The following is a 13576-nucleotide window of genomic DNA, read 5'->3' on the forward strand; positions in this document are numbered from 1 at the left end:
CTACTCGACCTCCACCTTGATGGATCCCAGGAGCAGTTCGCCCTGGAGCGAGTTGGCCATCGCCTTGGTGACCGCGTCCAGCAGCAGCTGGCCGCTCTCGGCGCTGGCGCCGGCGGCGCTGGAGAGGCAGCCGGTGGCAGGGGTGCGCGCAGGATCCTCGGGGAAGATGTCGTACGGCGTCAGCTTGGCCGGCGGGTGGTCCACCACGCGGGACATGTCCACCTTCTGCGGGTGCAGCAGCAGCATCAGCGAGGTCTCCAGCACCCCGCCGTGCTCGATATCCCAACCGAGGAAGCCGTCGGGGAACACCTTTTCCAGTGTTGCCTCGTCGACGAAGTCCCAATAGGACAGCAGCACGGCACGGGATCCGGATCCAGTCGCTCGGGCGCGGGCGACAGCGTTGTCCAAGCCCTCGTAGATGAACTGGTAGTTCTCGAAATGCCCGTTGAGCACGACCACATTCGTGAAGCCCTGGGCGATGAATGACGAAGCGACATCATCGACCATGCCGGTCAGCGCCGCGGCGCCCAGGCTCGTGGTGCCGACCCGGTGGTTGCCGCCGCCGGAACGCGGCTGGGACTTGTATCCGTAGGAGAAGACCGGAGCAACCAGGGCGCCGATCTTCTCGGCCACAATGCCAGCGATGGCCCGGGACAGCATGGCATCCACGCCCAGTGGCATGTGCGGGCCGTGCTGCTCGGTGGCACCGGTCGGGATGATGATGGTCGAGCCTTCTTGGGCCACCATGGCGGCGTAGGATTCCGCGTCAAGTTCTTCGATGAATACAGAGGTCATCGTTGTCTCCTAGGCAGTGACAGCAGTTGGGGCGAAAGAATTATCGCCATGCGAGATTCTGGATCATTTAGTTGCGACAAATGCAACACTGTTGCACTGAATCATTCCAGTGGTACATGTCACAGTCAAGAGTGTTAATTGCCAATAACTGCTGAATTCCTTTCGCGGGCCGCGGCAAGCGCTCAGCTGCCAGCCGGCTCCTCGGCAATGTCCTCGTTCCAGATCTCGGGGTGCTCGGAGATGAAGCGCTCCATCAGCATCAGGGCGCGCTCGTCCTGCAGGACCTCGACCTGCACGCCGCGCTCGCGCAGCCAGGCGATCTCCCCGCCGAAGGTGTGGTCCTCGCCAACCACTACCCGCGGGATCTTGAACAGGACTATGGCTCCGGAGCACAGGGCGCAGGGAGCCAGCGTGGTGTACAGGGTGAGGTCGCGGTAGCTGGTGCGCCGTCCGGCCGCGCGCAGGGCGTCGATTTCGGCATGAGCGGTCGGATCAGACTGCTGCACCCGCCGATTGTGCCCGGCGGCAATGACTCCTTCAGCTCCGGCCAGGCTGGAGCCAATCGGCACTCCGCCTTCGGCAGCGCCGGTGCGCGCAGCCTGCAGCGCCGCCTCGTAGCCTGCCTCGTCAATCATTTCCTGGTTCATCAGGTCATCCTTTCTTCCTGCGTGACTGGCGCCGCTTCCGGAATTCCGGAAGCGGCGCCAGCCTATTCATTTATTCCGGCAGGTCAGCTGCCTACCGGCGTTTTCTCTGTTGTCGCATCAGGTTCGGGGCGGGCAGCCGGTTCGCTCGCCAGGCGCTGTTCGCCAGCGACGCGCTGCTCCTCGCGCAGCTGCTCTGCGCTGCCGAACTCCTGGATGAATTCCTTCTCGGACAAGTCCATCTTCAGGCCCAGCGGGACCCCGGCGTTGATGCGGGCGCGGAAGCGCGGGTAGCCCAGGGCGAAGTAGACCGCGGCGCTGGTGAGCGTGCCGCCCAGCCAGGAGAAGTCGATGCCTCCCACGGCGCTGGCGATCGGGCCCTGCAGGGCGGGAACCGAGCCGTACATGCACATCCAGGTCATCACTATGCCAGCGGCGAAGGCGTTGAACGCCGACCAGTTGACCGACTTCAGGCGCGAGGACTTCGGATCGAGGAACAGGTAGGAGAAGTCCTTGTGCTTACGTTCGAAGATGAAGTAGTGCACCGCCATGATGCCGCCCCAGGTGGCGACCCAGGCCGCGATGGAGGCGATGAAGTTGTGCAGCAGTTCGGCGAAATCATGCGCGTAGAGGAAGCCGATGACGGCGCCCATGGCCAGCACGCCGACCAGGATGGAGATCTTCTTGCGCGAGACCTGGATGTCCAGTGCCTGCACGGCGACGCCGAAGGTGTACATATTAATGATGTTCGTTGCGATCGGCCCGTGGATGACCAGCAGGATCACCGGGATGGACAGTGCGCCGAAGCTCTCGACCACCAGTTCGCCCGGATCAGCGGTGCCGTGCTTGGTTGCCAGCGAGGCGCCGAGCACGCCGAGCCAGACCACCGGCAGGAACTGGCCGAGCACCGAGACGATGTACAGCTTGTGCGGCTTGATGCTCTTGGAGACGAAGCGCGAGTAGTCCGGAGCGTAGGTGAACCAGCCGATGCCCCAGCCGATGCCGATGGCGGTCATGATCGAGCTCATTGCGGCAATGCGCGGCATCCCGGTCAGCACGGCGCCTTCCGGGCCGGCGTAGCCCCAGTCGATGTCCAGCTGGGTCCAGGCGATGATCGACATGGCAATCAGCACGATCACGGTCGGCGGCATGGTCAGGCGTTCGAAGCGCGAGATGGCGCGGTAGCCGCGGTAGCAGATGATGACCTGCAGGGTCATGATCACCGCAGCGACGGCGATGCGGATGAGCATGTTTTCCTGCGCCGGATCGACCCAGCCGATCTTGCCGAACAGCGCCAGCACCAGGTCGAGGATGACCCAGGTGTTGATGGCGGACCAGCCGATGGCGATGACCGCTTGGATGGCCGCCGGCAGGTAGGCGCCGCGCCGGCCGAAGGCGCCTCGGGCCAGCAGCATGCCGGTCGCGCCGGTCTTCTGGCCGAGCAGCACGAAGCAGCCGAAGCCCAGCATGCCGATGACGTTGCCGACAACCAGCACGGTGACGGTATCGGCGAAGCCCAGCCCGAGCTGGATGCCCAGAGCTCCGAGGATCCAGTTGATCGGTGCCACGTTGGCGCCGGCCCAGATCCAGAATTGGCCCGAGAGCTTGGTGGTGCGCACCGACTCGGGGATCGGCTGGAGCGAATCCTCGACCTCGTGGGTGGCTTGTTCGGAACCTTGCGGATGTTGCGAGTCCATGTCGCCTCTTTTCAGGCTGCTGCGAGCGTGCGGCAGTTCTAGGTGGTTCGAAGTGGGGTCATTCAAAGCCTAGAGATCGAGTGTGATTAGCGATACATTCAATCTGTCGTGCTTTTATCGACTCAGGGCGACGAACTGTCACCTTAGTGAATTCCTTTAGGTCAACCCGCCCATCGCCAAAGGAGCTCCCATGCTGGTCCCGCTGTCCGCTGTCGTGGATGACAATTTGTTTCGCAGCGCCAAGCCGAAGCTGCTGGCCGGTGCACAGTCCGTCCAGTCCGCCCAGGTGCGGTGGGTGCATCCCAGCGAGGTGGTGCAGATTGCCGGCCTGCTGCACGGCAACGAGCTGCTGCTCACGACCGGGGAAGCCGTTTTCCACCTGAAGCCCGAGGCGCAGCTGGCCTATCTGGATTCGCTGTCCGAGCGCGGCGTGGCGGCGCTGGTGCTCGAGCCGCTGGTTCCGGAAACCAGGATCCCGGAGCGGTTCATCGAGCATGCCCAGCAGCTCGGGCTGCCGCTCTACCGGCTGGAGGCCACCGTGCCCTTCGTGGAGCTGGCCGAGAAGATCAACCGCCGCATCGTCTCCGAGCAGGCCTCGGCGCTGCAGCAGGCCGACGAGATCTCCCAGCTGCTGGCCAAGCACATGGCCTCGGCCGGACCTAACTTGCGGCAGCTGCTGGAAATGATCGAGCAGGCGCTGGGATCGCGCGCGGTGCTGGAAGATCTGGGCGGGCGGATGATCGCCGAATCCAGTCCGGCGGACGAGCCTGGTGTGGAGCAGGCCGAAGCAATGGAGGTGGCCACGGACCTGTTCGTCGGCAGCGATACCGCCGCCCGGCTGGTCCTCGCCGGCTCCGAGTCGGTGTCCGCCGAGCGGCTGGAGCTGGTGGCCGAACGGCTGGGCAGCATCGTCGGCCTGGCCTATGCCCAGCACTACCGGCCGAGCGCGGTGCAGGTGGCCAACACGTCGCTGCTGCAGGCCATCGTCAACGGCGCCGGCGGGCACTTCGTGTCCGACTTGGCGCGGCAGGCGCAGATTGGCAGCGACGAGCCGGTGATGCTGCTGGTGTTCCAGAGCTATGACATGGCCAGGATCCGCGGCAGCATCGAACGCCAGCTGCACCAGGCGCTGCCCTCGATCCGCACCTACCTGGAAAGCGGGCGGCTCTATGCGCTGCTGGTGCTTGCCCCAGGCGATCCGCGCGGGGCCCGGCGGGAAGCGATCGCCAGCCTGCGCCGTTGCCTGGCGGGACTGTCGGTTGAATGCTGCGCCGGCCCGGTGGCCGAAGGAATCTGGCGCGCGCAGTGGTCCCTGGCCGAGGCGCTGGTCTTGGAATCATTTCCCGAATTCATCCCGGACCAGGGTAGGGTGCGCGATGCGTCGGACTATGCGCTGGAGCGGCTGGCTGCGAAGTTCGGGCACCAGGAGGATCTGGAGCATTTCATTGCGGAGCAGCTGGGGAACCTGCTGCAGCACGAGGACCAGCGCGGCAGCGTGCTGCTGGCCACCCTGCTGGCGTGGCTGGACGCCGGATGCAACACGACGCATGCCGCCCATCAGCTTTATCTGGAGCGCCAGACGCTGCATAAGCGCCTGTCAAGGATCTTTGCGCTCCTCGACGGCGACCCGCGTGAAGGCGGCCGGCTGCTGCAGGTGCATTTGGCCTGCCGGCTGGCCATGGGGCGGCCGCAGCACGGGCGTGCCCCGCGGGTGGCGACCTAGCCCAAATTTTTCATCAGCCATCCAACGGCCACCGAAGTCCTCTACCATGGATTCCCGGTGGCCGTTCCTGACTCTGTCCACGCCGAAGAGCGACGAAGCCACCTGCGCGGATTGCCAGGCTCCACGCACCCGGACCAAACAGAGTCCTTTCAAAACCTGAGAAGTAAGAGAACAGGATCCACCCATTCAAGCGGCCAGCTCACCATGCCGCCATACGCCAAGGATTTTTCCTGGCCGGTGGGTTGCGGTGGCTTGCTCGAACTGGCTGAACCGGTCCTTGCAGAGCCTGCGGAAATTCAAGGCGTTTAGGAAACTGGTCAGCACTGTCAGTCCTGCGTGGGAGACCAGGTCTTGGCCGGTGAGCTGGGTCGGAAAGGCAGGGAAAAGTTGGGTAGGAGGGTTCACGGAAGAGGTGATCCTTCGATCTGGTGATTTTGAGCTTCAATAACTCCTGTTTTCCAGTTCAGGACACCTCTTCTTCCTTTGAGTCAGTTGATGGCCGGCTTCGTCATGAAAAACCCGGGCTAGAGAACGGACCGAACCGACTTCTCGAAATGGACGATATGCTCCAGGGCCAGCTCCTGCGCGCGCTGCGCTTGGCCATCGAGAATCGCCTGGAGTAATGCCACGTGCTCGCCGATGTGCTCATCGATGCTGGGCAGGCGATCCAGGGCCATGCACCAGATGCGGGTGGCCAGATTATCCAGGCGGATCAGCGTCTGCTCCAGATGATGGTTGCCGGCTGCCTGGTAGATCAGCCGGTGCACTTCCAGGTCGTTCTCCATCAGCGTGCGCCGGAGATTCGCGCCCGACAGCTGGCTGACGGCTTGGAGCGTTGCCTCGATGCGACTGCGTGCACTGCCGCCATGCAGGGCTGCTGCCTTGGCCGCGGCGAGGGGCTCCAGGGCTTCGCGGACTTCGGTGATATCGGCCAGCTCCGTGATGTCCACGCGGGTGGCAAAGGTGCCGCGTCGCGGATAGGACTGCACCAGGTGGTCGACCTCCAGGCGCTTGAGCGCCTCGCGCAACGGCGTGCGGCCGACCCCAAGTTCGTTGACCAGATGGGCTTCGTTGATCGGGTCGCCGGGGGCGATGTCCATCATGATGAGCCGGTCGCGCAAGACCTGGTAGGCGCGTTCAGCCATGGATTCGGCGCCCAGGGGGAGCTGCGTGGTGATTGTCATCCTGACTCCGATTTCTCTGCTCTGTTCCGCATGATTGCTGCGTGCTGAAATATTTTCGGTTACCCATTGACCGGGGTGTGAGTTCCATCATACAGTGAATCGCAGATTGATATATCAGTTGTCGGCAATTCATACATTTAGGAATGGGCAATGGCACAAGCTTCAACACTCGCGGCAGATTCCCTAACCGCAGACCTCGCGCATCTCGACCCGGAGGTGGCGCAGCGTATTGACGCTGAGCTGGCTCGCCAGCAGCGCGGCCTGGAAATGATCGCGTCGGAGAACCACACTGCGCAGGCAATCATGCAGGCGCAGGGTTCGGTACTGACCAACAAGTATGCCGAGGGCTACCCGGGCCGCCGCTACTATGGCGGTTGCGAGGAAGTTGATGTCATCGAGACGCTGGCGATCGAGCGGCTCAAGGACTTGTTCGGGGCGAAGTTCGCTAATGTGCAGCCGCATTCCGGTGCGCAGGCTAACGCGTCGGTGTACCACGCGCTGGTGCGTCCGGGCGATACCGTGCTGGGGCTGAACCTGAACCACGGTGGCCACCTGACCCACGGGATGAAGCTGAACTTCTCGGGCCGCTTGTTCAACATCGTTCCTTACGGTGTGGACGAGGAAACCTATGAGGTGGACATGGACGAGGTGGAGCGCCTTGCGGTTGAGCATCAGCCGAAGATGATTGTTGCTGGCTGGTCGGCGTATCCGCGCCAGCTGGATTTCCAGCGTTTCCGCGAGATTGCTGACAAGGTTGGCGCGTACTTGTTCGTGGATATGGCGCACTTTGCTGGCTTGGTGGCAACCGGGTTGCATCCTTCGCCGGTTCCGCACGCTCACGTGGTGACTTCCACGACGCATAAGACGCTTGCTGGTCCTCGTGGCGGCATTATTCTTTCGAATGATGCGGAGATTGCGAAGAAGTTGAATTCGGCGGTGTTCCCTGGTCAGCAGGGTGGTCCGTTGGAGCACGTGATTGCTGGCAAGGCGGTGGCTTTCAAGATTGCTGCGTCGCCGGAGTTCAAGGAGCGCCAGGAGCGGACCTTGGCTGGTGCGCGTATTTTGGCTGAGCGTTTGGGGCAGGCGGATGTGGCGGCGCAGGGCATCAGTGTTCTGACCGGTGGCACGGATGTGCACCTGGTGCTGGTGGATCTGCGCAACTCGCAGCTCGACGGCCAGCAAGCGGAGGATTTGCTGGCTCAGGTTGAGATCACGGTGAACCGCAATGCGGTTCCGTTTGATCCGCGTCCGCCGATGGTCACCTCCGGCCTGCGCATCGGCACCCCGGCACTGGCGACCCGCGGCTTCTCTGAAGAGGCATTCGCCGAGGTTGCGGAGATTATTGCTCAGGCGTTGATTGCCGGAGCCTCTGGCGATGTTTCGGCGTTGCCTGGCTTGAAGGATCGTGTGCTGGCGTTGGCTGAAGCCCACCCACTCTACCCAAATCTCAAGAAAGTAGCGGAATAATCATGGCTGATTTGCTCCCAGAACACCCGGAATTCCTCTGGGCCAACCCGGAACCGAAGAAGTCCTACGACGTAGTCATCGTCGGCGGCGGCGGGCACGGCCTGGCCACCGCCTACTTCCTGGCCAAGAACCACGGCATCACCAATGTGGCCGTGCTGGAAAAGGGCTGGCTGGCCGGCGGGAACATGGCCCGCAACACCACCATCATCCGTTCCAACTACCTCTGGGACGAGTCGGCAGGCATCTACGAGAAGTCGCTGAAGCTGTGGGAACAGCTGCCCGAGGACCTGGGATACGACTTCCTGTTCTCCCAGCGCGGCGTGATGAACCTGGCCCACACCCTCGGGGATGTGCGCGAATCGGTGCGCCGCGTGGAAGCCAACAAGCTCAACGGCGTGGACGCCGAATGGCTGGACCCATCGCAGGTCAAGGAAGCCTGCCCGATCATCAACGTGAGCGACAACATCCGCTACCCGGTCATGGGAGCCACCTGGCAGCCGCGCGCCGGCATCGCCAAGCACGACCATGTGGCCTGGGCCTTCGCCCGCAAGGCCAACGAAATGGGCGTCGACATCATCCAGAACTGCGAAGTCACCGGCTTCATCAAGGATGGCGAGAAAGTCACCGGCGTGAAGACCACGCGCGGCACCATCAACGCCGGCAAGGTGGCCCTGGCCGGTGCCGGGCACTCCTCGGTGCTCGCCGAAATGGCCGGCTTCGAACTGCCCATCCAGTCCCACCCGCTGCAGGCCCTGGTCTCCGAGCTGTTCGAGCCGGTGCACCCGACCGTGGTCATGTCCAACCACATCCACGTCTACGTCTCCCAGGCGCACAAGGGCGAACTGGTCATGGGCGCGGGCATCGACAGCTACAACGGCTACGGCCAGCGCGGCGCGTTCCACGTGATCGAGGAGCAGATGGCCGCGGCGGTGGAGCTGTTCCCGATCTTCGCCCGGGCGCACGTGCTGCGCACCTGGGGCGGCATCGTGGACACCACCATGGACGCCTCGCCGATCGTCTCCAAGACTCCGATCCAGAACCTGTACGTGAACTGCGGCTGGGGCACCGGCGGATTCAAGGGCACCCCGGGTGCCGGATTCACCCTGGCGCACACCATCGCCAATGACGAGCCGCACGAGCTGAACAAGCCGTTCAGCCTGGATCGCTTCGAAACCGGCCACCTGATCGACGAGCACGGCGCCGCAGCCGTCGCACACTAGGAGCAACCGCCATGATGCTGATTGATTGCCCGAACTGCGGGCCACGCAACGAGAACGAATTCAAGTACGGGGGAGAAGCCCACGTGGCCTACCCGGCGGACCCGAGCGCCCTGAGCGACAAGGAATGGTCGCGCTACCTGTTCTACCGGCAGAACAAGAAGGGCATCTTCGCCGAACGCTGGGTCCACTCCGGCGGCTGCCGCAAGTGGTTCAACGCCCTGCGCGACACCGTCACCTATGAATTCAAAGCCGTCTACCGTGCCGGCGAAGCACGTCCAGAAATCCAGGCCACCGAAGGAGGCACCCGATGAGCCAGTCCCAGCGCCTTTCCGCCGCGCAGAGCGCCGGCGCCCGCATTAACCGCGAGGAAGCACTGGCCCTGAGAGTGAACGGGCAGCAGCTTTCCGCCTACCGCGGCGACACCGTGGCCAGCGCAATGCTGGCCGACGGGCTGCGTTCATGCGGCAACTCGCTGTACCTGGCCCGCCCGCGCGGCATCTTCGCCGCCGGGGTCGAAGAGCCCAACGCGCTGGTGACCGTCGGCGCCCGGCACAGCCAGGACATCACCGAATCGATGCTGCCTGCCACCACCGTCCCGGTCACCGACGGGCTGGACGCCACCTTGCTTTCGGGCCTGGGCGTGCTGGATCCGAACGAGGACCCCGCCTACTACGACCACGTCCACGTGCACACCGACGTGCTGGTGGTCGGCGCCGGTCCGGCCGGCCTGGCCGCGGCCCGCGAAGCCTCGCGCTCCGGGGCCCGGGTGATGCTGCTCGACGAGCGCGCCGAGGCCGGGGGCACCTTGCTGGACACCGCCGGGGAGCAGATCGACGGCCTGGACAGCAGCCAGTGGATCGAGCAGGTCACCGGCGAACTGGCCGCGGCCGAGGAAACCACCCACCTGCAGCGCACCACCGTCTTCGGGTCCTACGACGCGAACTACCTGATCGCCGCGCAGCGCCGCACCGTGCACCTGGACGGACCGGCCGGGCCGGGCGTTTCCCGCGAACGCATCTGGCACATCCGCGCCCAGCAGGTCGTGCTAGCCACCGGCGCCCACGAGCGCCCGATCGTCTTCGAGAACAACGACCGCCCGGGCATCATGCTTGCCGGCGCGGTGCGCAGCTACCTGAACCGCTACGGCGTGCGCGCCGGGCAGCAGATCGTGGTGGCGACCACCAACGACTCGGTCTACCCGCTGGTCTCCGAGCTGGCAGCCACCGGCGGGGTGGTTGCAGTCATCGACGCACGCACCACCGTCTCCGCGGCCGCCGCGGAAGCAGTGGCCGCCGGGGTCACCGTGCTGACCGGCTCCGTCGTGGTGGACACCGAGGCCGACGCCTCCGGCGAGCTGTCGGCAGTGACCGTCGCCGAGCTGGACGAGCAGCGCAACCTGGGTGCCCCGCAGCGCTTCGAGGCCGACGTGCTGGCCGTGGGCGGCGGCTTCAACCCGGTGGTGCACCTGCACTCCCAGCGCCAGGGCAAGCTGGACTGGGACACCGCAATCCATGCGTTCGTCCCGGCCGCCGCGGTGGCCAACCAGCACCTGGCCGGCGCGGTCACCGGCCGCTTCGACACCGCCAGCGCGCTGAGCACCGGGGCCGCCACCGGCGCCGCGGCAGCCAGCGCAGCCGGCTTCCAGCGCATCGCAGAAGTACCGCAGGCGGTAGCCGTTCCGGCCGGGGAAACCCGCCCGGTCTGGCTGGTGCCCTCGCTGAACGGCGATGACGCGGCGAACTACAAGACCCACTTCGTGGACCTGCAGCGCGACCAGTCCGTGGCCGACGTGCTGCGCGCCACCGGCGCCGGCATGCAGTCCGTGGAGCACATCAAGCGGTACACCTCGATCTCCACCGCCAACGACCAGGGCAAGACCTCGGGCGTCGCGGCGATCGGCGTGATCGCCGCGGTGCTGGGCATCGAGAACCCGGCACAGATCGGCACCACCACCTTCCGCGCACCGTACACCCCGGTGGCCTTCGCCGCCCTGGCCGGACGCACCCGCGGGCAGCTGCTGGATCCGGCACGCATCACCCCGATGCACTCCTGGCATGTGGAGCACGGTGCCGAATTCGAGGACGTCGGCCAGTGGAAGCGCGCCTGGTACTACCCGCAGCCGGGCGAAACCATGGACGAGGCCGTCTACCGCGAATCCGCCGCGGTCCGCGCTTCGGTGGGCATGCTCGATGCCACCACGCTGGGCAAGATCGAGATCCGCGGCAAGGACGCGGCCGAGTTCCTCAACCGCATGTACACCAACGGCTACACCAAGCTGAAGGTCGGCATGGGACGCTACGGCGTGATGTGCAAGGCCGACGGCATGGTCTTCGACGACGGCGTGACCCTGCGCCTGGCCGAGGACCGCTTCCTGATGCACACCACCACCGGCGGCGCCGCCGACGTGCTGGACTGGCTGGAGGAGTGGCTGCAGACCGAATGGCCTGAACTGGACGTCACCTGCACCTCGGTGACCGAGCAGCTGGCCACCGTCGCGGTGGTCGGGCCGAAGTCCCGCGAGGTCATCGCGAAGCTGGCCAGCTCGGTGGACGTGTCCAACGAGGGCTTCAAGTTCATGGCCTTCAAGGACGTGGTGCTGGACTCCGGGATCGAGGCGCGGATCAGCCGCATCTCCTTCTCCGGCGAACTGGCCTTCGAGATCGCCATCCCTGCTTGGCACGGGCTGCGCGTCTGGAAAGACGTGTACGCCGCCGGCGAGGAATTCAATATCACCCCGTACGGCACCGAAACCATGCACGTGCTGCGCGCCGAGAAGGGCTTCATCATCGTCGGGCAGGACACCGACGGCACGGTGACCCCGCAGGATGCCGGCATGGAATGGGTGGTCTCCAAGCTCAAGGACTTCGTCGGCAAGCGCTCCTACAGCCGCGCCGACAACGTGCGCGAGGACCGCAAGCACCTGGTTTCGGTGCTGCCGGTGGACAGCTCGCTGCGCCTGCCCGAAGGCGCCGCGCTGGTTGCCGCCGACGCGCTGGCCACCGATGGCATCACCCCGATGGAAGGCTGGGTCACCAGCTCGTACAACTCGCCGGCCCTGGGGCGCACCTTCGGCCTGGCGCTGATCAAGAATGGGCGCAACCGCATCGGCGAAGTGCTCAAGACCCCGGTCGGCGGCCAGCTGGTCGACGTCCAGGTCTCCGAACTCGTTCTCTTCGACCCGGAAGGAAGCCGCCGTGATGGCTAACGACACCCTGATTGACACCGACGTGCGCCGCTCGCCGGCGCAGCACCTGGCAGCCCAGATGCAGGCGGCCAGCGTCGCCGGCCGCGTGTCCCTGCGCGAAATCGCCTTCACCACCCAGATCTCGCTGCGCAGCGCACCGGGCGGGGCAGCCCACACGGCGCTGTCTGCGGCCACCGGCGTGGGCCTGCCCGCCGCGGTGGGCGAGGTGGCCGGCGAGGCACCGGGCGTCGCGGTGCTCTGGCTGGGCCCGGACGAGTTCCTGGCCACCAGCCCGGAGAACACCGAGCTGGCAGGTGCGCTCGCCGCGGCCCTGGGCGATGAGCCCGGGCAGGTGGTGGACCTCTCGGCCAACCGCTCGGTGCTGGAACTGGAAGGCCCGGATGCGCCGCTGGTGCTGCGCAAGAGCTGCCCGACGGACCTGCACCCGCGCGCTTTCGGCGTGAACCAGGCGATCACCACCTCGCTGGCGAACATCCCGGTCCTGCTGTGGCGCACCGGCGAAACCAGCTGGCGGATCATGCCGCGCGCCTCCTTCACCGAGCACACCGTGCACTGGCTGATCGACGCCATGGCGGAGTTCGCCGTACCACCGGTGGCCTAGCCGCACCGGCTGATCCGGCCCCGTCCCGACGCCGGGGCGGGGCCGGACTGGCCTGTATCAGCAAACACGCAAGCACAAGCATGCACAGCAACAATCCGGCCAGTTCGTGGCGTTCGGACACCGGCTCTGGCACAGTGCTGTTTAACCCGCTAGCCGAAAGGACCTGAAGCAATCATGAGCGAGCAAATCCGCCACGTGCTGACCCTGCAATGCCCCGAGGGAATGGGGATCGTCAACGCGGTCACCGGATTCCTGCTGAAGCACGAACGCACCATCGTCGAGCTCAAGCAATTCGACGACATGGCCGCCGGCCGGCTCTACCTGCGCGTGGACTTCGCCGGCGAGGGGCAGGCCGACCTGCTGGAGCAGATGCGTGCAGAATTCGCCGAGGTCGCCCAGCAGTTCGAAATGGACTGGCAGCTGCGCGAACGCGGCCAGAAGACCAAGGTGCTGATCATGGTCTCGAAGTTCGACCACTGCCTCAACGACCTGCTCTTCCGTGCCCGCACCGGCGAATTGCCGATCGAGATCGTCGCGGTGGTCTCCAACCACCCGGACAGCCGGTCGCTGGTCGAGTGGCACGGCATCCCGTACTACCATGTGCCGATCTCCAAGGAGACCAAGCCGCAGGCCGAGGCGGAGCTGCTCTCGCTGATCGCCAAGCACGAAGCGGAGCTGGTGGTCCTGGCCCGCTACATGCAGGTGCTCTCCGACGAGCTCTCGCGCGAGCTGACCGGCAAGACGATCAACATCCACCACTCGTTCCTGCCCTCTTTCAAGGGCGCCAAGCCATACCACCAGGCCTGGGAGCGCGGCGTGAAGACCGTGGGCGCCACCGCCCACTACGTGAACTCCGAGCTGGATGAGGGCCCGATCATCGCCCAGCAGGTCGTCGAGGTGGATCATACCTTTGGCCCGCAGGACCTGGTGGCCGCCGGCCGCGACACCGAGTGCAAGGCGCTGTCCAATGCGGTGCGCTGGCACTGCGAGGGCCGGGTCTTCCTCTACGGGAACCGCACGGTGATCCTGCGCTAGCTAGC

At 65.4% G+C, this 13576-nt stretch carries 11 protein-coding genes and 1 pseudogene; 7 read left to right on the forward strand and 5 right to left on the reverse strand.

The genetic code is table 11. The features are described 5' to 3' along the window. The 3 genes from ACIOTN_RS08925 to ACIOTN_RS08935 all read right to left on the reverse strand — a co-directional run bounded on the left by ACIOTN_RS08925 (position 1) and on the right by ACIOTN_RS08935 (position 3136). The gene (locus ACIOTN_RS08925; protein ID WP_402735169.1) at positions 1-795 is read right to left on the reverse strand and encodes a creatininase; all 795 of its coding nucleotides are present in this window, start codon (positions 793-795) and stop codon (positions 1-3) included. Positions 796-977: 182 nt separating this feature from the next. After that, on the reverse strand, positions 978-1442 hold the full coding sequence (locus ACIOTN_RS08930; protein WP_402735170.1) for a nucleoside deaminase: 465 nt from the start codon (positions 1440-1442) through the stop codon (positions 978-980). Positions 1443-1525: 83 nt separating this feature from the next. Continuing rightward, positions 1526-3136 (reverse strand): purine-cytosine permease family protein, encoded by a 1611-nt coding sequence (locus ACIOTN_RS08935; RefSeq protein ID WP_402735171.1) that lies wholly within the window; start codon positions 3134-3136, stop codon positions 1526-1528. Between the two features lie 214 nt (positions 3137-3350). Here ACIOTN_RS08935 and ACIOTN_RS08940 point away from each other — a divergent pair, with 214 nt between their 5' ends. Next, positions 3351-4859, forward strand: a complete 1509-nt coding sequence (locus tag ACIOTN_RS08940) for a PucR family transcriptional regulator (RefSeq protein ID WP_402735172.1) — start codon at positions 3351-3353, stop codon at positions 4857-4859. Positions 4860-5075: 216 nt separating this feature from the next. On the opposite strand, the pseudogene ACIOTN_RS08945 reads toward ACIOTN_RS08940, so the two are convergent. Beyond that, positions 5076-5264, reverse strand: a pseudogene (locus ACIOTN_RS08945) (IS1380 family transposase); the annotation flags it as partial. Positions 5265-5383: 119 nt separating this feature from the next. Continuing rightward, a complete protein-coding gene (locus ACIOTN_RS08950) occupies positions 5384-6043 on the reverse strand; it encodes a GntR family transcriptional regulator (RefSeq protein ID WP_402735173.1) in 660 nt (219 codons plus the stop codon). Between the two features lie 150 nt (positions 6044-6193). On the opposite strand from ACIOTN_RS08950, the gene glyA reads away from it, so the two are divergent. The 6 genes from glyA (at position 6194) to purU (ending at position 13571) form a co-directional block, all read left to right on the forward strand. After that, complete coding sequence (gene glyA / locus ACIOTN_RS08955) at positions 6194-7510, forward strand: serine hydroxymethyltransferase (RefSeq protein ID WP_402735174.1); 1317 nt, start codon at positions 6194-6196, stop codon at positions 7508-7510. Between the two features lie 2 nt (positions 7511-7512). Beyond that, positions 7513-8730 carry a sarcosine oxidase subunit beta family protein gene (locus tag ACIOTN_RS08960; RefSeq protein WP_402735175.1) on the forward strand — a complete coding sequence of 406 codons (1218 nt, stop codon included), beginning with the start codon at positions 7513-7515 and terminating at the stop codon, positions 8728-8730. Positions 8731-8741: 11 nt separating this feature from the next. Continuing rightward, positions 8742-9041 (forward strand): sarcosine oxidase subunit delta, encoded by a 300-nt coding sequence (locus ACIOTN_RS08965; RefSeq protein WP_105658900.1) that lies wholly within the window; start codon positions 8742-8744, stop codon positions 9039-9041. After that, positions 9038-11935, forward strand: coding sequence for a sarcosine oxidase subunit alpha family protein (locus ACIOTN_RS08970; RefSeq protein WP_402735176.1), 2898 nt, complete (start codon positions 9038-9040; stop codon positions 11933-11935). The genes ACIOTN_RS08965 and ACIOTN_RS08970 overlap by 4 nt, the downstream gene beginning before the upstream one ends. Continuing rightward, positions 11928-12536, forward strand: coding sequence for a sarcosine oxidase subunit gamma (locus ACIOTN_RS08975; protein ID WP_402735177.1), 609 nt, complete (start codon positions 11928-11930; stop codon positions 12534-12536). The genes ACIOTN_RS08970 and ACIOTN_RS08975 overlap by 8 nt, the downstream gene beginning before the upstream one ends. Before the next feature lie 174 nt (positions 12537-12710). Continuing rightward, positions 12711-13571, forward strand: coding sequence for a formyltetrahydrofolate deformylase (purU, locus tag ACIOTN_RS08980; protein ID WP_402735178.1), 861 nt, complete (start codon positions 12711-12713; stop codon positions 13569-13571). Positions 13572-13576 lie beyond the last annotated feature (5 nt).

Source organism: Glutamicibacter sp. NPDC087661, from assembly GCF_044743275.1.
Classification (GTDB): domain Bacteria; phylum Actinomycetota; class Actinomycetes; order Actinomycetales; family Micrococcaceae; genus Glutamicibacter.

Bases quoted from the DNA above. Each gene is read 5' to 3' on its own strand.
- ACIOTN_RS08925 (WP_402735169.1), bottom strand. From the start codon at position 795: ATGACCTCTGTATTCATCGAAGAACTTGACGCGGAATCCTACGCCGCC.
- ACIOTN_RS08930 (WP_402735170.1), bottom strand. From the start codon at position 1,442: ATGAACCAGGAAATGATTGACGAGGCAGGCTACGAGGCGGCGCTGCAG.
- ACIOTN_RS08935 (WP_402735171.1), bottom strand. From the start codon at position 3,136: ATGGACTCGCAACATCCGCAAGGTTCCGAACAAGCCACCCACGAGGTC.
- ACIOTN_RS08950 (WP_402735173.1), bottom strand. From the start codon at position 6,043: ATGACAATCACCACGCAGCTCCCCCTGGGCGCCGAATCCATGGCTGAA.
- glyA (WP_402735174.1), top strand. From the start codon at position 6,194: ATGGCACAAGCTTCAACACTCGCGGCAGATTCCCTAACCGCAGACCTC.
- ACIOTN_RS08960 (WP_402735175.1), top strand. From the start codon at position 7,513: ATGGCTGATTTGCTCCCAGAACACCCGGAATTCCTCTGGGCCAACCCG.
- ACIOTN_RS08965 (WP_105658900.1), top strand. From the start codon at position 8,742: ATGATGCTGATTGATTGCCCGAACTGCGGGCCACGCAACGAGAACGAA.
- ACIOTN_RS08970 (WP_402735176.1), top strand. From the start codon at position 9,038: ATGAGCCAGTCCCAGCGCCTTTCCGCCGCGCAGAGCGCCGGCGCCCGC.
- ACIOTN_RS08975 (WP_402735177.1), top strand. From the start codon at position 11,928: ATGGCTAACGACACCCTGATTGACACCGACGTGCGCCGCTCGCCGGCG.
- purU (WP_402735178.1), top strand. From the start codon at position 12,711: ATGAGCGAGCAAATCCGCCACGTGCTGACCCTGCAATGCCCCGAGGGA.